The sequence below is a fragment of the Butyrivibrio proteoclasticus P6B7 genome (genome assembly GCF_000622085.1).
GTDB lineage: Bacteria > Bacillota > Clostridia > Lachnospirales > Lachnospiraceae > Butyrivibrio > Butyrivibrio proteoclasticus_A.
On sequence record NZ_KK211395.1, the window covers coordinates 95,282 to 112,646 of the forward strand.

The 17,365-nt window shown below is 37.2% G+C and carries 18 protein-coding genes; 16 read left to right on the plus strand and 2 right to left on the minus strand.

All coding sequences use genetic code 11. The features are described from left to right. Nucleotides 1–28: 28 nt before the first annotated feature. Nucleotides 29–1,543, minus strand: coding sequence for an O-antigen ligase family protein (locus T541_RS0116960; RefSeq protein WP_026653762.1), 1,515 nt, complete (start codon nt 1,541–1,543; stop codon nt 29–31). Nucleotides 1,544–1,618: 75 nt separating this feature from the next. Continuing rightward, a complete protein-coding gene (locus tag T541_RS0116965) occupies nt 1,619–2,311 on the minus strand; it encodes a hypothetical protein (protein WP_026653763.1) in 693 nt (230 codons plus the stop codon). A 264-nt stretch (nt 2,312–2,575) separates the two neighbouring features. Between T541_RS0116965 and T541_RS20165 the strand changes: the two genes are divergently transcribed. The 16 genes from T541_RS20165 to T541_RS0117055 all read left to right on the plus strand — a co-directional run bounded on the left by T541_RS20165 (nt 2,576) and on the right by T541_RS0117055 (nt 17,357). Beyond that, nucleotides 2,576–2,974 carry a hypothetical protein gene (locus T541_RS20165; RefSeq protein WP_155839571.1) on the plus strand — a complete coding sequence of 133 codons (399 nt, stop codon included), beginning with the start codon at nt 2,576–2,578 and terminating at the stop codon, nt 2,972–2,974. A gap of 128 nt (nt 2,975–3,102) precedes the next feature. Further along, entirely contained in the window at nt 3,103–3,558 is a 456-nt protein-coding gene (locus T541_RS21240; protein ID WP_081780010.1) for a GNAT family N-acetyltransferase, read from the plus strand. Between the two features lie 270 nt (nt 3,559–3,828). Next, the gene (locus T541_RS0116990) at nt 3,829–4,185 is read left to right on the plus strand and encodes a helix-turn-helix domain-containing protein (protein ID WP_026653764.1); all 357 of its coding nucleotides are present in this window, start codon (nt 3,829–3,831) and stop codon (nt 4,183–4,185) included. Between the two features lie 61 nt (nt 4,186–4,246). Next, nucleotides 4,247–4,891: a transposase gene (locus T541_RS0116995; protein WP_026653765.1), complete on the plus strand. Its 645-nt coding sequence runs from the start codon at nt 4,247–4,249 to the stop codon at nt 4,889–4,891. A gap of 15 nt (nt 4,892–4,906) precedes the next feature. Then, nucleotides 4,907–6,475 (plus strand): YifB family Mg chelatase-like AAA ATPase, encoded by a 1,569-nt coding sequence (locus T541_RS0117000; protein ID WP_026653766.1) that lies wholly within the window; start codon nt 4,907–4,909, stop codon nt 6,473–6,475. An 8-nt stretch (nt 6,476–6,483) separates the two neighbouring features. After that, nucleotides 6,484–7,281 carry a DNA-processing protein DprA gene (locus T541_RS20175; RefSeq protein WP_051538326.1) on the plus strand — a complete coding sequence of 266 codons (798 nt, stop codon included), beginning with the start codon at nt 6,484–6,486 and terminating at the stop codon, nt 7,279–7,281. 73 nt (nt 7,282–7,354) lie between these two features. Next, entirely contained in the window at nt 7,355–7,651 is a 297-nt protein-coding gene (locus T541_RS0117010; RefSeq protein ID WP_034467791.1) for a type II toxin-antitoxin system RelB/DinJ family antitoxin, read from the plus strand. Further along, nucleotides 7,648–7,938: a type II toxin-antitoxin system YafQ family toxin gene (locus T541_RS0117015; RefSeq protein ID WP_026653768.1), complete on the plus strand. Its 291-nt coding sequence runs from the start codon at nt 7,648–7,650 to the stop codon at nt 7,936–7,938. Before T541_RS0117010 ends, T541_RS0117015 begins: the two co-directional genes overlap by 4 nt. A 291-nt stretch (nt 7,939–8,229) precedes the next feature. After that, the gene (locus tag T541_RS0117020; protein ID WP_026653770.1) at nt 8,230–8,658 is read left to right on the plus strand and encodes a hypothetical protein; all 429 of its coding nucleotides are present in this window, start codon (nt 8,230–8,232) and stop codon (nt 8,656–8,658) included. A 702-nt stretch (nt 8,659–9,360) separates the two neighbouring features. Next, complete coding sequence (locus tag T541_RS20180) at nt 9,361–10,314, plus strand: glycosyltransferase (RefSeq protein ID WP_330375738.1); 954 nt, start codon at nt 9,361–9,363, stop codon at nt 10,312–10,314. A 228-nt stretch (nt 10,315–10,542) separates the two neighbouring features. Further along, complete coding sequence (locus tag T541_RS0117030; RefSeq protein ID WP_026653771.1) at nt 10,543–11,469, plus strand: Kiwa anti-phage protein KwaB-like domain-containing protein; 927 nt, start codon at nt 10,543–10,545, stop codon at nt 11,467–11,469. Between the two features lie 3 nt (nt 11,470–11,472). Further along, nucleotides 11,473–12,039 carry a hypothetical protein gene (locus T541_RS20185; protein WP_051538328.1) on the plus strand — a complete coding sequence of 189 codons (567 nt, stop codon included), beginning with the start codon at nt 11,473–11,475 and terminating at the stop codon, nt 12,037–12,039. 95 nt (nt 12,040–12,134) lie between these two features. Next, complete coding sequence (locus T541_RS0117040) at nt 12,135–14,129, plus strand: AAA family ATPase (protein WP_155839572.1); 1,995 nt, start codon at nt 12,135–12,137, stop codon at nt 14,127–14,129. Next, nucleotides 14,122–15,051: a hypothetical protein gene (locus T541_RS0117045; RefSeq protein WP_026653773.1), complete on the plus strand. Its 930-nt coding sequence runs from the start codon at nt 14,122–14,124 to the stop codon at nt 15,049–15,051. Before T541_RS0117040 ends, T541_RS0117045 begins: the two co-directional genes overlap by 8 nt. A gap of 75 nt (nt 15,052–15,126) precedes the next feature. Next, a complete protein-coding gene (locus tag T541_RS0117050; RefSeq protein WP_026653774.1) occupies nt 15,127–16,242 on the plus strand; it encodes a glycosyltransferase family 4 protein in 1,116 nt (371 codons plus the stop codon). 2 nt (nt 16,243–16,244) lie between these two features. Further along, the gene (locus T541_RS0117055; RefSeq protein WP_026653775.1) at nt 16,245–17,357 is read left to right on the plus strand and encodes a glycosyltransferase family 4 protein; all 1,113 of its coding nucleotides are present in this window, start codon (nt 16,245–16,247) and stop codon (nt 17,355–17,357) included. Nucleotides 17,358–17,365 lie beyond the last annotated feature (8 nt).

Below are 17,365 nucleotides of genomic sequence, written 5' to 3' on the forward strand. Positions count from 1 at the left end.
TAAGATTGTTACCGTTGTAGTATGAAGATTAAAAGGCCAGCGCCATGATGACAAACAACATCGGGGTTGAAATGCACTGCTGATAATTGAACATACCGTGTACAATGTAAGCAGTAATTGTTGCTAAAACCACATATCCATAGCAGCGAGGATATTGATTCTTACTGCTGTGGATTTTTTTTATTGCAACAATAGCAGCCACTATAAAGATAGAAAAATATGCGATGCACCCAAGGATTCCTTCTTCAACAAGGACAGTCATCCACTCATTATGGGCGTTGGCAAGAGATAACTGAGTGTATAAGCTAATGTGGCTACTGAACTGGCCAGGGCCAATTCCAAATAGCTTGTTGATCAAAGGAAAATCACTGAACATTTCAAGAGTTCTTTCCCATATTAGGCCTCGGCCATTACCCCAGTCTTTTCCAGGGGTAAAATAAACGTCAAAGGCACTTTCCCTTACGATAAACATGCCTGTCACTATGCATAGAGCAACAGTTAAAACCCCTATAGCAACGAATAATAGAGTTTTACCATGAAGGTAGGCTTTCTTTCCAAGAATAGCAAGCACTGCGCCAATTACAATCCCTATTAAAGGGATAAAACCTTGAGCGATTCTAAGTGAAAGCGGATCTATATTTACAAGCCTGTTACCACAGATTTTTTCACAGATTCCAGTCACCAATATCGCCGTGCTCATCAGTATAAGCGAATAACCGTACTTTGAAATCAGGATTCCATCCTTCTCATTATATAAAACGACAACTAAATATATCAGCAGCACAACAAAGAAAGCACCATAGGCAGAATCACTGTTCTGAGTGACAAGAGTTGCCGCTGAAAGCCCAAGGAACAATCCTGATATGATGTTATCTTTTTCAAACATGAAAATATGTAAACCAAGTGGAAAAACAACGCATAGATAGGCGGAATACCAGGTAGCCTGCCCTATTGTGGACAGAAATCGGATATACGCATCTTCTGAAAGGCTTTTATATATCCCGATTGGGTCAATTTGGAAGCGGTGCAGTATTCCTAATAAGAATACGATCATTGCCGAAATCATGACTATCCGAATTAGCCTGACATCAGGCTTAATAAAGCGCGAAACGCCCCAATAAGCCATAATTATTCCAAATTGGAACAATAACCCTGTGTACCAGCCATCAGCTCCTGTTAATGCAGCAATTTTATCAGAAGATATGGCAAAAGAAATAACGACCAAAGCAAGGTAACAAAGCGCTATCTTGTCAATCGCATCTAGCCTAAAAAGAGTCGCAGAAGTATCTCTTTTGCCCCAAAATATGAAACCTATGGTATATAGCAGAAAACTAAGAGTTAAGGCGCTCCAAATCTGGAACTTGAAGTGTCCCATTGCGTAATAACCCTGAATTGGAGAAAAGATAAGGGGATAAATCGAGAATAGAGCCGCAACGTAGGCATAACTAAGAATAGGCAACCTGTCATTAGCGGCCTTAGACTTGAGATAAACAAATATAATTGTCAAAAGAGCTATAGTCATAATAACTATCTTAATAATCATATCGTCCTCATAAAAAAGAGCCAGGAGACCAATTCTCCCAGCTCTTTAGTCTTCTATATTCAATTTTAATAATTATTATTTAGCTTTGCAAACAGAAATAAGGAGCTGCTTGGAAGCCTTTGCTTCGTCGCTAAGTGCAGAAAGATCAACAGAAATTGACTTTCCATCAGCTGCAAGTGTAGCTGGAATAACTTCAGTTTTGCCACCAGGCACAACAACTACTACGCTATATGAAGAAGCACCTGTGAAATTACTAGGAAGACCGATGGATACAGTGCCCATGTCTTCAAAAGAGCCATCCTGAAGCTTGCCATCAGCTTTTTCTTTAACATAAATGTCGATACTAGGACCAACAACAAGGCCATTTGCCTCAGCAGCGGCATTTACGCATGCCATTGCCTGAGAACTCTTGTTGGCATCAGTGTCAACTGTTGTTACGTATGTATCCTGTAAAGATGCTCCCTGTGCAGGCTGAATAGCTACACCATTTACATCATTAGCAAGATATAAACCAGAAGCTGCAGACTGAACGCCGGCAACAGATCTATTTTCAACCTTAGTTCCTTCCTCAACTAAAGCCTCCTGCATTTGCTGACCTGCTACATCTGATGGGTGAGGAGGATCAGGAATCTTTACTTGTTCTTCTGAATCAGTGGAATTTCCGGAAGCATAAGCAACTTTTACATTGCTTGGCATAAGAAATGTGAGCATTAATAATAATACAGCGGCAATAACTACGATAGTTTCAAGTTTAATACTTTTACGCATCAATAACACCTCCATGTTCTTAGAACGAAAAAGAAAACTTTTGACGCTACGCTCTCAATTCTAACTTCATAGGAATGAGTAATCAATTAAGCAAACGGGAATAGATTATAAACAAAACATAAACTCCACTGCAATATCTATAAATGCTATAATATAAGCGGTTGTGTGCACTAGTACCTAGATAATTCCTTGAAAAAGAAAGTAGCAAACATATGGTAATTATTATCACAGTTTATGATTTGATGAAATGGGAGAATAAGAGCTATGAGGAAGATTACATTGGAGAGAATGCATAAATTGATTCTAAGAATGCCAAGCTTTTTGGAAAAAATAGTTGCCGCGATACTACTTGTAGGAGTCGTATATAGCTGCGTACAGCTATTTATACATGTCTTTGATTTTACGAGCCTGGACTTTGGCATGTATTCAGAGGATATTCTGGTAACAGCATTTAATGCTGTTATTGTAATAGAGTTTATTCGTATGCTGATCAAGCATTCCATGAATACTGTAGTTGAAGTTCTGATCTTTGCTATCGCCAGGTCACTTGTAGTTGGACACGAAAAGCCTCTTGAGGCGCTTGTCAGCATAGCTGGGATTGCATTATTACTGGTTTGCAGAAGATGGCTATTCCATGACTTTGATTTTAAAGAGGAAGAGTAAGGAACAGGAAAATGAATATAGACAAAAGCGAAGATTAGTGTCATATATCCTGCTCGCTTGGATATTTAGTTTTACATCTTAGTTAAAAGAACTAACATAATCAGTTCAGTAGTGATTGGAGGCAGCATATGCACAGAATGTATGAGAATGAAGATATTGTGGTATTTTGGAATTCTGACAAGTGCATCCATGCAAAACGCTGTGTAAACGGAAGTCCCAAGACTTTTTGCCCTGGTCAAAAGCCTTGGATCAATCTTAATAACGCTGAGACTAAAGAAATATGGCAGGCAATAAGCCAGTGCCCATCCGGAGCTCTCACATGCCAATATAGACATGACATTGATGTAAATTTTGATAACCAAAATTGTCGAAGCGTTGCGCTTGATAATGGCAAAGAGATTGGAGAGTGTACGTATCAGCTTTCTGAAAGCGGCTGGAATATATATCACACAGGAGTATCAGCAGATTATCAGGGAAAGGGAATAGCAAAGCGCCTGGTTTATAAGCTGATTGATGAGGCTGAGAGGAATTGTGTGGGTGTAATGGCGTCGTGTTCTTATGCATGGAAAGTGTTGGAGGAATGATTGGGTAAAGGTAATTAAGAATAAGAGGGGAAGTTAATAGAAGAACAGAAAAGACCCGTGGAGAATTATTTTGAAGTGAGTAAACATTATGAGTAATTATTTAGTTTCACGGTGACAGGCAGCACTGTTCGAATGTTCGTGGCTAGAAAAAAAGAATAGTTTAGGTGTGGACTATGAGTGGATTATTATTAGACACCAATTGACAAAGGTCTTTTGTAAGAATAAAATACGTATTCTAGGATATGTTGGAAATGCGTTGGAGAAAAGAAAATGACGATTAGGGATAGAATTTTTGACAAGATAGAAGAGCTTGATATAACCCAGAAGCGGTTTTCTGAGCTTACCGGAATTGCAGAGAGTACCATAAGTGATTGGAAGAAGAAAAGAACCAATCCTACAGCAGATAAGATAATGGTGATTTGCAAAGTCCTTGATGTTACACCCGAATGGCTTCTGTCGGGGATTGAGCCAGAAGGGAAAAGAGGCAATCCAAAGGAATGGTATGCGATAGATGCGGAAACTGAGAGTGGCAAGCTTGTTACGGCATTTAATGCGATGGATAAAGCTCAGCAGGCTAGGATAATGGGGTATGTTGAAGCCATGATTAGCAGTGGATTGCTTGAGTAATCCATTTTTTACATTAGTAATCCGTATATTAGGATAATTTTAAGCGAGATTAGTTAGGAATATGAGTAGAAAGAAAAGAGAGTGGTACCCTGGAGCGACTTATCATGTAATGAGCAGAGGTAACAGAAGAACTGCTTTATTCAAGGATGATTCAGACTATATCAGATTCTTGGAGTGCATCGAAAAGACGAAAACAATCTATAACTACAAAATACATTCCATGTGTCTTATGACGAATCATTTCCACATGATAATAGAGACAGAGGATAAGGAACTGTGGAAGATTATGCAGAGAATGCTTCATCCATACAGCATGGACTTTAATCATAGGTACAATTTCACCGGGCATCTTTTTGAGAGTAGGTATGTGGCCTGTCTTATAGAAAATGAGAAATATTTTCTTGAAGCTAGCAGGTACATACATCTGAATCCTGTTAAGGCAGCCATGGTGCGGGAGCCTTTGGCTTTTGAGTACAGTAGCTATAGTTCTTTTGTTGGAAGAAATGGCTTAGAGGCTGGTAAAGAGAAGAAGCAGGCCAAGAGCATGATCGATGGGATGACAGAAACATCGCGGGTACTTAGTTGTTTTCATAATAACAGCAGGGAACAGTACAGGATGTTTGTGGAAGGCAAAATTTCGCACGAGGAGCAGGAAATGCTCATACAGAAGGATATAAAGGAGGACGAGATGTGGCTTCCGTGGTAAGCTGCAGATAGCACAATGGCAATAGTAGTAAAGAGTATGGCAACATCGGGTGTTGACGGATTTATGGTTGAAATCGAGGCCAGTACAATAAGAGGACAACAGCAGATGATGTCAATAATAGGACTTCCTGATCAGGCAATTAAAGAGGCAGGAGAAAGAATACAGGCGGCAATAGAATCCTGTGGATATGATATTCCAAAGGATAAGGCAATTATAAGCCTTGCACCTAGTGATAAGAAAAAGCGAGGCTCTCATTTTGATCTTGGAATGATAATAGCGTTGCTTTATCAAACGGATCAGATATCTCCTAAAAATTTAGGAGAATATGCTTTCATAGGGGAATTGTCCTTAGATGGAAGGATAAGACCATGCAATGGGGTGTTATCCATGGTAACAGAGGCGAGAAAATGTGGAGTAAAAGCGGTAGTAGTTCCATATGACAACAGGCAGGAAGCATCATCTGTACCAGGAATAAGGATTTGTCCAGTGAAATCCCTTCCAGATACTATAAGTTTTTTGGAGGGCAGAATGGATTTATCAAAGCAGAATGAAAATGATGGGGATATTACTGATAAAGGTGAGACGTTAAGCATTGCGAACCAGGAAAATGATTTTGATTTTGCTGATGTAAAGGGACAGGAAGAACTGATAGAAGCGATAGTTTTAGGGGCAGCTGGCGGACATAATATTCTTATGCTCGGCGAACCTGGCTGTGGAAAGACAATGATTGCACAGAGGATACCGACTATTCTTCCAAGGATGTCTGAAAAAGAGTCATTGGAAGTGACGAAGATTCAAAGTATATCTGGTCATTTGGAGGCTGGGACTGGACTTGTTACGTGCAGACCTTTCAGATCACCACATCACAATGTTTCACTGAATGCTCTGATTGGTGGAGGAAGCTATGCACAGCCAGGAGAAGTTTCTTTAGCACACAATGGGGGACTTTTCTTAGATGAGCTTGCCGAGTTTTCCAAAAGCACGTTAGATGCTTTAAGACAGCCTATGGAGGATAAGAGAGTTACTATTTCCAGAGTAAATGGGACAAATTCTTATCCAGCTAATTTTATGTTTGTGGCTGCAATGAATCCCTGCCCCTGCGGATATTATCCATCAAAGAGGTGTAAGTGTACTGATTATGAGATAATTCACTACAGAGGGAAGATATCAGGCCCCATCCTTGAAAGGATAGATATACAGAAGAGCGTGGCACAGGTGGACTATTTCGAATTAAACAACAAAAAAGATGGTGTATCATCAGCTGTACTTCGTGAAAGAGTTGAACAGGCAAGAAAGATACAGCAAGAAAGATTTAAGGATGCAGAAGGCATTAGCTGCAATGCACAGATGACAACATCAATGATACAAAAGTACTGCAAACTTGATGAAGAATGCACAGAAATCTTAAAGAAGGCCAGCGAGAAATATGGGTATAGTGCAAGAGTCATACATAAGTTATTAAGACTGGCGAGGACTGCTGCTGATCTTGATGGGGCGGAAAATATAAGAAGGGAGGATGTAATAAAAGTGCTGTCATGCAGGGATCTTGATGTGTCAAGCAACCAGATGTATGCAATAACATGAAAGATTTTATGGACTATGAAAAGAAACTTAAATATATAATTCTGACTTTGATAAAGGGTGTTGGATGTGTTAGCCAAAATGCACTTTTAGATATCTGTGGGAATATTGAAACGTGCTTTACGCTTAGTAAAGAAGAAATCCATGAAAGAGATACGCTTGGAAAAGTTGGTGAACATCGGATACATCTGTTTTCTCAAGGGAGAGAGAATAAACAGATTCGGCTTGAAGCGGAAGCGATAATAAAGGATTCAATTGATAAAGGAATAGCAGTTATTACAAGGGAAGATAATGAATATCCTAAGAGATTCTTAGGACTTGGGGATATGCCTATAGCCCTTTACGTCAAAGGGAAACTGAAAATAAATGATACGTCCTATTCTGCTGGGGTTATAGGAGCAAGGAGATGTACTCAGGAAGGAAAACGAACAGCTATTGAAGCCACAGTTAAAGCAGTAAATAAGAACGGATTAGTAGTAAGCGGAATGGCTAAAGGGATTGATTCCTACGCACACACTGCCGCACTAAAAACAAATGGGTACACCATTGCAGTACTTGGGAATGGCCCTGATATCTGCTATCCACCTGAACATCAGAGTTTGTATGAAGAACTCATTAAAAGAGGATGCATATTGTCAGAATATCCTCCTGGGACCAAGGCGAGAAGCTACATGTTTCCTCTCCGGAATAGGATAATTGCAGCACTTTCTGATGAGGTTTTCGTTATTGAGGCAGGAAGGAACAGTGGAACACAGACAACTGTGGAAAACTGCGAAAAATATGGTAGGAAGGTGGTGAGAATTACTTAAAATCCTATAAAATGTAGCACGATGTGTTGCAAACGAATTGCATTGTGATACAATCTTGGTAGGAGGTGGCGATATGTCAGCAACTACAGTTAAGAAGGATACAAATTTTAATATGAGAATGAATAAGCAAAAGAAAGCAAGTCTTGAGAAGCTCTATGAGGGCCTTGGAATGACTTTGGCAGAAGCAGTAAATATATTTTTTGAAAAATCCTTGATAGAGGGAGGAATACCATTTGACGTAAGAATGCCAAATTATAATAGGGAAACCATCGAGGCATTTAAAGAAGCAAAGGAAATCATGTCAGGAAAGGTAAAAACTAAGTCATACGGATCAGCGAAGGAACTGTTTGATGAACTGGACTCAGAATGAATTATAAGTATGAATTAAAGATTACTACAAAGTTTAAGAAGGACTATAAAATAGCAAAGAAGCGAAATTTAAACATTAGTCAACTCGAAAGCGTCATTGAGGAGCTATTAAGAGGCCATGAACTAGATAAAAAATATTTGGATCATCCACTTCATGGAGATTACGAAGGATTTAGAGAATGCCACATTCAGCCGGACTGGATACTGATTTACGGCAAGAATGATGACGCTTTAATTTTGACAGCAGTCAGGACAGGCTCACATAGCGATGTTTTCAAGAACTTCTGAAGATTCCGCACGGCGCATAATTATGGCGCTAATCTAGATGGGCTAATAGAATAATGGTAAAGATAGAGGCAGCAGGCATTGATCATCTTGGATGAAATGCTTAGCTGCTTTTTTGTTATGTTGGGATAAAAAATAAAAGCTTGTTTGGACTAATGCTACATTGGGGAATTTGTGATACACTAAAATCGTTCACAGAATTTTCACGGTGACAGGCACCACTGTTTAGAAATGCAGAGACTGTTTTCTAATTATCTCATGTCAGCATTTGCTGTAAGAGATCACTGGTATGCTATGAAAAATGAGTACTACGAGGGAACAGACATATTAAATGAAATAGAGGAATTGACAAATGAAGTATTTGATGCGAATGAACTGGCATCATTTATGCAGGATTTAAGAAATTATGTTACACATAAAGGGTATCCTTCAGTCTCTAAAGAGATGTCATTTTCTGAGGGGATAATATCTAATGATATTTGGTTTGATAGTGACCAGCTGCGAAAATTTAATTCTTGGAAATCATTGTCACTAAAATATATTATGAAAATTGGAAACAGAGTAAGATTAATTGATTTGGTGATTGAGTATTCAAAAATGATAGACGCATATTACAAGGATTTAACGAAGATTCTTGTAAGATATCATGATAAAGAGTTGGAAGAATTACGTGTGTTAAAAAGACAATATGGGCTAAGAATAGATATTATTAGTAGAATGTAAGACATACTTTGATGAATACTTGATACGTAGAGGTGAATTATTTATACATTCCGCCACCCTTGACACCCCTATCCCATGGCGCCTATCCTTCATCACCGATGACGATAGACTCACGAGCAGTTGATTTTTCACGTCATCAGTCATCCTATCGTAGCCCCCTGGACTAGTGTTATCAAGGGCAAGTCCTGTCTACGGCAGGATGGCTGGTTTAAAACCTCAGACCCTAGATCTATGAGCAGCTGATGATGGCAATCCACAGCACTTTTGTATTGCCCCATGGATACCTCGGACTTAACTACAAAACTCCATTTACCGACGCCGTTTCCTCATATTTGGCCCATAATAGTCCACATGCAACATCAACCTCCAAATGGGCTATATTTGTTTATATTTCTCCTATATCAGCGCATATTTCCCCAATGCTACCTATCCACATACTATGTTATAATATAAGCGATTCAGCACCAGCTGAATCGCTTATTTCCTATAACCAGAATTCAACTATACTACCATAAGGATACATTCACACCTATGTCAAAACGAATACTACTAATCAACTCCGTCCTCGGCTTCGGTTCCACCGGTAACATAGTCCTCAACCTAGCCAAAGAATACGAGCATAACGGCTATCAGGCTAAAGTTGCATACGGCAGAACCTTCAAAGTCTCAGAAGACAAGAAGGCAGACATACAGAAATACGGCGTGCGTATCGGAAACGATATGGACGTCTACTATCATGTGCTCAAAACCCGCTTAACAGATAAGCATGGCCTTGCATCTAAGTCAGCCACAAGGAAATTCCTCAATTGGGCAAATGAATACAATCCAGACATCCTCTGGCTTCACAATATCCACGACTACTACATCAACTACGAACTCCTTTTCAACTGGATCAAATCCCGCCCCAACATGCAGGTAAAGTGGACCCTCCACGACTGCTGGGCATTCACAGGCCATTGCTCCCACTTCACGTATGTAGGATGTGATAAGTGGAAATCTGGCTGCAACAACTGCCCTCAGCTTGATCAGTATCCTAAATCAATAAAGGACAATACCACTGATAACTATAACCGTAAGAAGGCAGCCTTCACCGGAGTTCCCAACCTCACCATAATTACCCCTTCGGGCTGGTTAAAAGAGAAAGTGAACCAAAGCTTCCTCTCCGAATACCCAGTAGAAGTTAAATACAACACCATCAACACCGACATCTTCAAACCTACTCCAAGCACCTTCAAACGGGACCATGGCATCCAGGATAAGAAGATGTTCCTTGGTGTAGCCAGCACTTGGAACGAGCGCAAGGGCCTTAATGATTTCATAGAGCTATCCAAGATTCTAGACCCTGACCAGTACAAGATTGTTCTGGTGGGACTTAATGATTCTCAGATAAAAGAACTTACGGCCAACACAAACATCTTGGCTCTCCCAAGAACTAGTAGTGCAAAAGAACTGGCACAGATATATTCGGCAGCAGATGTGTTTGTGAATCCAAGCTATGAAGAGACATTTGGACTGACAACTGCAGAGGCACAAGCTTGCGGAATATTTTCGATTGTGTATAAAGATACTGCTTGTGAAGAGATAATATGTCAAGATAATGGAATTGCGATAGAGCCAGGAACGGATAATATACTAGATGTTCTTACTGGGATATAATTACATTGCGTACTTTACGAAACAATTCTTCATAGTAATATAGAAATTATAAGGCAATTGATATGGAAACCATATATATAATACTGACAATTATACACCAATCATACTGTCATGCAGTGGCATAGCAGTACGCGAATTTCTCATTAATGACGATGAGGAAAGAGAGTTATTTGATATAGTCAGCGAGAGATATAGATAGTTACCAGTGCATTAGGAGGAGGGGACGAGATGAGTAAGAACTATCTAAAAAGTGTGTTTACAGGCTTGGATGGATGTAAGGCTTGGACGTTACAATTGGTAAAAATGAGTCTATCAAAGAGGGCAGGAACGAGCTATGTGTGTCGTGAAGTGGATATTAGTCCAAGTGATAGACTGTTTAATCTTATTTGCACAATCAAAGAAAAGTATGGTATCGGTGATGTCATAGATGAGTATTCATCTGTAGATATGTATACTGGAGATGTTTTAAACAATGTTATATATAAAATTGATGGAACGAGTAAGTTGATAAAGAGAGAGCTGGAATCACTCATTGAAGCAACATCTAATCCTGATAAAGAAATCGAAATATCAAAATTTAAGCCAAATGCGTTAATACTAAAAGGTTATGTTAAATTAGATGGTGATAATGTTCAAGTGCTGCTGGTGTCAATGCAGAAACCGGTAACTACACTGACAAATAAATACATGTGGATAAGTACAAACAAGTTTAAAGAGATAAAGGAGCCTGTTCTTTCAGTAAGAGATGTAATTGATGTGGCAATAATTGGTAATAAGGTTTACCTATTTAATCTAAGCGGTGAAAAACTTTTTAATATGGAGAGGACGTATAGAGCAGTAGCCGAGGAGCATATTAACGATATTGCAGCAAGTGGGCTATTATCAAATGTTAATAAGTTTCGTGAAGTTGCAAGTACTGGCAGAAATCCTCGAAGATTTGTTGCATACAACGATGAGCATTTTAAGTGGCTTGAAGACTTAGAAAACAGAAAGAGGGTTGCAAAAAAGTTAGGAATCAAGATGAAAAAGAATAGGATAGATACAGATGACAAGAGTTCTACAGAAAAGCTAATTAAATTTCTTTGTAATAAAGCTATGATTGATCCTTGCAATGAAAATCCTGTAGAAGTGGCAGCAGCGAAACCGTGGAGTTGACTCATGATTTTGAAATGGAGTATGTATTATTTATCGTTCACACCTTTATGGTGTTCTATTCTATTTGTTGAGGCTATGAGCTTGCTTCGCGGTTCAGAGAGCACAACTGTCGAGTGGATTACCATAATAGGTGTTCCAATTCTTTTTATTATTTCTATGAGAATATTTAGAGCTGAAACTAAACCACATCTGGTTGGTTCCACAATGGTCTATCTCAGAAATGCTACTGAAGAAAAGTTAAGTAGTGCAGAGTTTTTGGCAACATACATTATGCCACTTTTAGCATTTGATTTTACAAGATGGGAAGGAATGGCTTTATTTGGATTCTTTTTTCTTGTTTTTGGAAAAATATGCTTATATCATAATTATCTTTGTACAAATATTGTGCTCGATATACTTAAGTATCGAGTTTATGATTGTACGTTAGAGGATAACAATCACATTATTTTTCACCAGAAGATAATCAGTAAGGAAGAATTAAGGACATACAATGATCAAATCGTATATATAAGGAAATTAAACAATGACTATAGTTTTAGCTTTAAAGTGCAAGATGATATAGGGATTTGAATGTAAAAAAGTTTTTTAGAGATTATTGTTCTTGATTATTATGGGTAGTTAATAATTGAAACGTATCATCTTAGTCTTAATTTATTAGAGGAGCAATGATGGAAATACTTTATTACTGGGTAGAGGAAAAAGGCCGTATAAGGCAGCAAAGTTTCAATCTGAGTCCTGAGCTTAAATGTGATATGAGTATTATTGGCGATAAATATTTCCTTTCTATTGAGAAAACCGGGAAACTTAACATTATGAGGAAAAAGAGGTCAGGAGTTATATCTAATGTCACAATGCTCGTTGGAGATAATGGCGCAGGAAAAACAACGCTCATGAAATGCTTGAGTGAATTGACGTGTTTTTCTGAAAAAGAAGAGAACGGTAGTGCAAATACTGAGTTCATAAGAGAGAAAAACAAAAGGAATAGATGCCTTTATGTAACTAATGAAGATGGAAAGTATATTATTACAACTAATATCCATGAGCAGAGATTAGAATTGACGCATCATGGAATTATCGATAATGTACGTTATTATAGTGATAACTCTAGCTTGTTAAGCTCCGACTTAGCTAATAATCGTGGAATTCATGGCATCACAGCTATATGTATTACTAATACTGCATATTCTTTTTTTTCAGATTCTATAGCGTCCCATGATGGGCTGACTAACATATCTTTTTCGCCTGAAACATTAAATGCGACTAAAGATGCATTCTTTGATTTTGTTTATCCAGATGTTCTTAACGGTAGAAAAGAGACATTATTTGATGATTATAGTTATAATCTTAGAAAAAGCAAAGGAATAGGACAATTTCAACAACTGTGCGACTTGTATTATTGCGCTTTTGCATGCAATCATATTAGCTCGTCCCAATATGCCATTTTAGATAAAGACAGCTATGTTATAAAAGCTTCAAACTTTTTTGGAATTTATGATGATTTTCTCATCGACCAAAAGATTCAAAAAGGAAATAATTATCAAAAAGGCATCGAACAATTAAAAAGTCTATATGAAATTGATAAAGCCAAAGACTCAGTTCTTTACGTGATAAAATCAAATTTTGTCGCGGAGTATTTGATTTCTCAGGGCAACATAACTAAAGCTCTTTCTGAATATTCAGATATTGAGAGTATCTTTGAAGATGTTAAAAGATGCTTCATCGAGAATAGAATAAGCGTTGTAAACGAAGCGTATTTTAGGAATGCAATTGATGAGATTGAGGAATTGGAAAAAATATTAATGAAAGCCTCTCTACGCTATAATAGTCTTCCTAAAACGGATTATGCTTATAAAACAGGATGTATACTCACGAATGGACCGCAAATAAATGACTATTATTATTTTATAAAGAAATGCCTGGAATATAATAGTAAGCTACAGTTTCAAAACAATATCACATACGGCTCGTTTTGTTTAAGGTATCTAGGAATAGATGAATTATATTTGTCATCTGGGGAAAGGGCATTTCAAAATTTAATTTCGTGGCTTTACTGGGTTTCTAAAATGGGAAATATAGCATCTGTAAAGAGTATTATTCCTAAGAAGAATATGTTGGTCTGTATTGATGAAATAGATGATCTTTGTCACCCTGATTGGCAACGTGATATTTTAGGGAATATAATAGAAACAATTGAGGAATGTTTTATCGGTTATAGTATACAGCTGATAGTTAGCACACATTCACCCTTGTGTTTAAGTAATATCCCGGTTGAAAATACAGTCTATCTTAGAAATGATGAAAATGGGATACATCAGTATGTTGGAGCGAGGCTTCAAACTTTCGGAAGAAATATTTATGATATTCTCAATGATGCATATTATTTAAACAATCAAACAATTGGAGGGTATGCTATAGCCTATATCAATGATCTGGTAAAGTATATAGATAATGAGAAGACAGAGCAATTGTTTGAATTTAGAAAAGAACTGTATGAGCGAATAGAGTACATTGGAGATCCGTTAATCAAACAAAAGCTTTTGCAGATTACTGAAAGCAAAATGAGTAAAAAAACAAAGAAACAGATGCGTAAGGAAAACCTAAGACGTCAGATAAGGATCATGCAAGATGAACTAAGAATGTTGGAGAATGCGGATGATTAGTCTGAGTTACGATGAAGAAGAGATAAATATTATACTTGATAGGTATTATGAGTCTATAACCCAGAATAGGCGTTTTATAATTAATATAGAAAAACTATGTCAAAAGTATTTTGCATGTTCATTTAAAAAGATAGTAACTCTGAAGCCGGATGAAATAGGAAAATTTAAAACCGAGTTTGATAACTGGGATAAAAGGAAAATACAAGCTGTACGAAAGAGATTTAAAGAGATTTCTACTATATCGGGCAAGAAATCGAACTATATTGTTAATACCCTTTTTGATAAAATGCCTACCGATGCTAGAAATTATATTTATGAACTTGCCAATACAAAGACGTGTCCATATTGTAATAGAAATTATGTTGATATTGTAAAGGATGATGAAAAAAATAAATATGTATCATTTTTTGATTTAGACCATTTTTACAGTAAGGGTAATTACCCTATGCTTGCAGTTTCTGCATTTAATCTAATTCCAACTTGTCCTGCATGCAACAGAATCAAAGGAAAGAAGAGGCTAAACTACTATCCATATGATTTAAGCAAAAAAGCTGGTGATAGTTTTAACTTTACATTTAATATAGTAAACGCGAAGTTGAGTAGTGAAAATGATATAGATATTGATATTGTTTATAATGACAGTGGTATTAAGAAGGATAAACAAGGTATATATTTGAAAGAGCTGTATAGCAATCATAAAGATGTGGCTATTGAAGTAATCCAAAAAGCTAGATTTCAAGGAATGGGATATATGAATAGCTTATTAACTCAACTTGAGGATATTTTTCCTGATGACAAAGAGTTGTATAGAATGATATATGGAAACTATTTAGATGAACAAGATTGGAATAAAAGACCATTATCAAAATTTACGTATGATATAGCCAAAGAGACGTTGGCTGCTTATGGAATAAAGATTTGATTTTTGTATCACATATGTGGGGTTAATAAATATATGAATGACTATACGAGATAATAACATAGAAAAGAGATTCCTATGAAAGTCCTCTTCCTAACCAACATCCCTTCCCCCTACCGCGTAGAATTCTTCAACCTCTTATCACAGAAATGTGACTTAACAGTGGTTTATGAAAGAAGAAGCGCTTCAGACAGGGAAGATGATTGGTATATAAACACTGAAACTAAATACAAAGTACATTTTCTTAAAGGAATAGACTACTCCAACGATGCATCAATAGCACTTGGAGTGGTCCATTTCTTGCATAAAGGGAAATATGATATAATAGTCGTCAGCGGTTATTCTAGTTTTACTCAAATGCTTGCAATATTGACTTTAAAATTTCGTCATATTCCGTACATACTAAACGTTGATGGTGGAATGATTAAAACAGAGTCTGGATTTAAGCAATGGTACAAGAAAAAGCTGATTTCTGGAGCAACAGCATATCTATCTACAGGAAAGGCCTGTGATGAATTCTTAATGCACTATTGTGCAGAGAAGGATAGGCTCAGAAGATATCCGTTTACAAGCATTAGAGAAAAGGATATCCTACCAAGACCACTAACAACAGAAGAAAAGCAGGAATACAAAGAGAAGATTGGTTGTAACTATTCCAAAATAATCTTATCAGTTGGTCAGCCAATTCATAGAAAAGGTTTTGATGTGTTGATAAGAGCAGCTGCTGGATTAGATATCCCGGATTTAGGAGTATATATTGTTGGCGGTGAGCCAAATGAAGAATGTGCCAACTTGGTAAAAGAGCTTAAAGCTTCCAATGTTCATTTTGTTCCTTTTATGAAAAAGGAACAACTTGCAGATTATTATAAGGCAGCAGACTTATTTGTATTTCCGACTAGGGAAGACATATGGGGACTTGTAATTAACGAGGCTATGTCTTACGGGCTCCCAATAGTAACTACTGATAAGTGTAATGCTGGTCTGGAACTGGTGGAGAATGGTAATAATGGATATATCATTCAGCCAGAAAATATAGGTGAACTGTCTGAAGCTATTATCAATACATTAACTATAGACGGCATAGAAATGCTAGAACAGAATAGCTTGAATAGAATTAAATCATATACTTTCGAGAATATGGTTGATGAGCACATAGGAATATTTAAAGAAGTGATTCATTCACAGGAAAGATAAAAATGCGTTTTATTATTTGTGGTACGATGCTTCATCCCAAGGTTGAAGAAAAGCTTCCGGGAGCATCACCTGCTGCAGGGAAATATTTAAGAAACTTAAAAAAGACATTAGAGGCACAAGGAAATGAAGTTATCTTTTGCTCATATGTGGCAATTCCAGGTGCTAAGCAGATGTATGAGCAATTAGGTCTAGACGACAATGATCTAGTATATAAGGATAAGACAATAGTTAAATCTATCCATATATTTCAGAATAAGCTTCTTGACTTGCTCCATGAAGATGATGTGGTCATTTTATACAATGTCCCTTATTTTGAGCTTGGGTTGATTAGTAAGATTAAAAAGAGAGGCAATAGGGCAGTACTTATACTAGCTGATCATACAGACTCATTTAAAGAAAATGGTGGAGTGGTTCGTGGCATTATTGCTAAGCTAATATCTAGGGATTATAGAAAATTTGATTATGGAATAGCCTTGTCCGAGTATGCTAAGAGATTCTTCAGCAGTAGCGCAAAACTGATTGTTATGGAAGGCGGAGTTGATCTTGAACGTTATAAAGATTTCGAACCACCAGTCAAATCTGGTGTGACTAAGTTTATGTATGCGGGCACTCTTTCTGATGTAACAGGCGTTGACATCCTTCTTGATGCAATTGAAAAGTGGCATGAAGATGATGTTGAATTTTACATTTCTGGGAAGGGCTATTTAGAAGAGAGAGTAAGGAAAACTGCTGAGAAAGATAACCGTATTAAGTATCTAGGCTTTGTACCAGATGATGAATACTATAGTCTCATGAAAGAGATAGATGTGTTCTTGAATCCAAGAAATATGGATATGGAGCAGAATCAGAACAATTTTCCATCAAAGGTTTTAGAGTATTTGGCTACGGGGCGATGCGTTGTCTCGTCTAAATTTCCAGGATGGGAGAAATTTAGAGATCTTTTCATTTTTTATGATAGAGGTGATAGAGATTTATTGGATAAATTGTTGAAAGCTAAAAATCTTAATAATACTGAACTTTGTAGGATTTATTGTACCAACAGAAAAAGGGCAGAAGAGTATGATTGGAATAAGCAGGTTGTAAACATCATGAAAGAACTAACTAATTCAAAATAATAAGATTA

Bases quoted from the DNA above. Each gene is read 5' to 3' on its own strand.
- T541_RS0116960 (WP_026653762.1), bottom strand. From the start codon at position 1,543: ATGATTATTAAGATAGTTATTATGACTATAGCTCTTTTGACAATTATA.
- T541_RS0116965 (WP_026653763.1), bottom strand. From the start codon at position 2,311: ATGCGTAAAAGTATTAAACTTGAAACTATCGTAGTTATTGCCGCTGTA.
- T541_RS20165 (WP_155839571.1), top strand. From the start codon at position 2,576: ATGAGGAAGATTACATTGGAGAGAATGCATAAATTGATTCTAAGAATG.
- T541_RS21240 (WP_081780010.1), top strand. From the start codon at position 3,103: ATGCACAGAATGTATGAGAATGAAGATATTGTGGTATTTTGGAATTCT.
- T541_RS0116990 (WP_026653764.1), top strand. From the start codon at position 3,829: ATGACGATTAGGGATAGAATTTTTGACAAGATAGAAGAGCTTGATATA.
- T541_RS0116995 (WP_026653765.1), top strand. From the start codon at position 4,247: ATGAGTAGAAAGAAAAGAGAGTGGTACCCTGGAGCGACTTATCATGTA.
- T541_RS0117000 (WP_026653766.1), top strand. From the start codon at position 4,907: ATGGCAATAGTAGTAAAGAGTATGGCAACATCGGGTGTTGACGGATTT.
- T541_RS20175 (WP_051538326.1), top strand. From the start codon at position 6,484: ATGGACTATGAAAAGAAACTTAAATATATAATTCTGACTTTGATAAAG.
- T541_RS0117010 (WP_034467791.1), top strand. From the start codon at position 7,355: ATGTCAGCAACTACAGTTAAGAAGGATACAAATTTTAATATGAGAATG.
- T541_RS0117015 (WP_026653768.1), top strand. From the start codon at position 7,648: ATGAATTATAAGTATGAATTAAAGATTACTACAAAGTTTAAGAAGGAC.
- T541_RS0117020 (WP_026653770.1), top strand. From the start codon at position 8,230: ATGAAAAATGAGTACTACGAGGGAACAGACATATTAAATGAAATAGAG.
- T541_RS0117030 (WP_026653771.1), top strand. From the start codon at position 10,543: ATGAGTAAGAACTATCTAAAAAGTGTGTTTACAGGCTTGGATGGATGT.
- T541_RS20185 (WP_051538328.1), top strand. From the start codon at position 11,473: ATGATTTTGAAATGGAGTATGTATTATTTATCGTTCACACCTTTATGG.
- T541_RS0117040 (WP_155839572.1), top strand. From the start codon at position 12,135: ATGATGGAAATACTTTATTACTGGGTAGAGGAAAAAGGCCGTATAAGG.
- T541_RS0117045 (WP_026653773.1), top strand. From the start codon at position 14,122: ATGATTAGTCTGAGTTACGATGAAGAAGAGATAAATATTATACTTGAT.
- T541_RS0117050 (WP_026653774.1), top strand. From the start codon at position 15,127: ATGAAAGTCCTCTTCCTAACCAACATCCCTTCCCCCTACCGCGTAGAA.
- T541_RS0117055 (WP_026653775.1), top strand. From the start codon at position 16,245: ATGCGTTTTATTATTTGTGGTACGATGCTTCATCCCAAGGTTGAAGAA.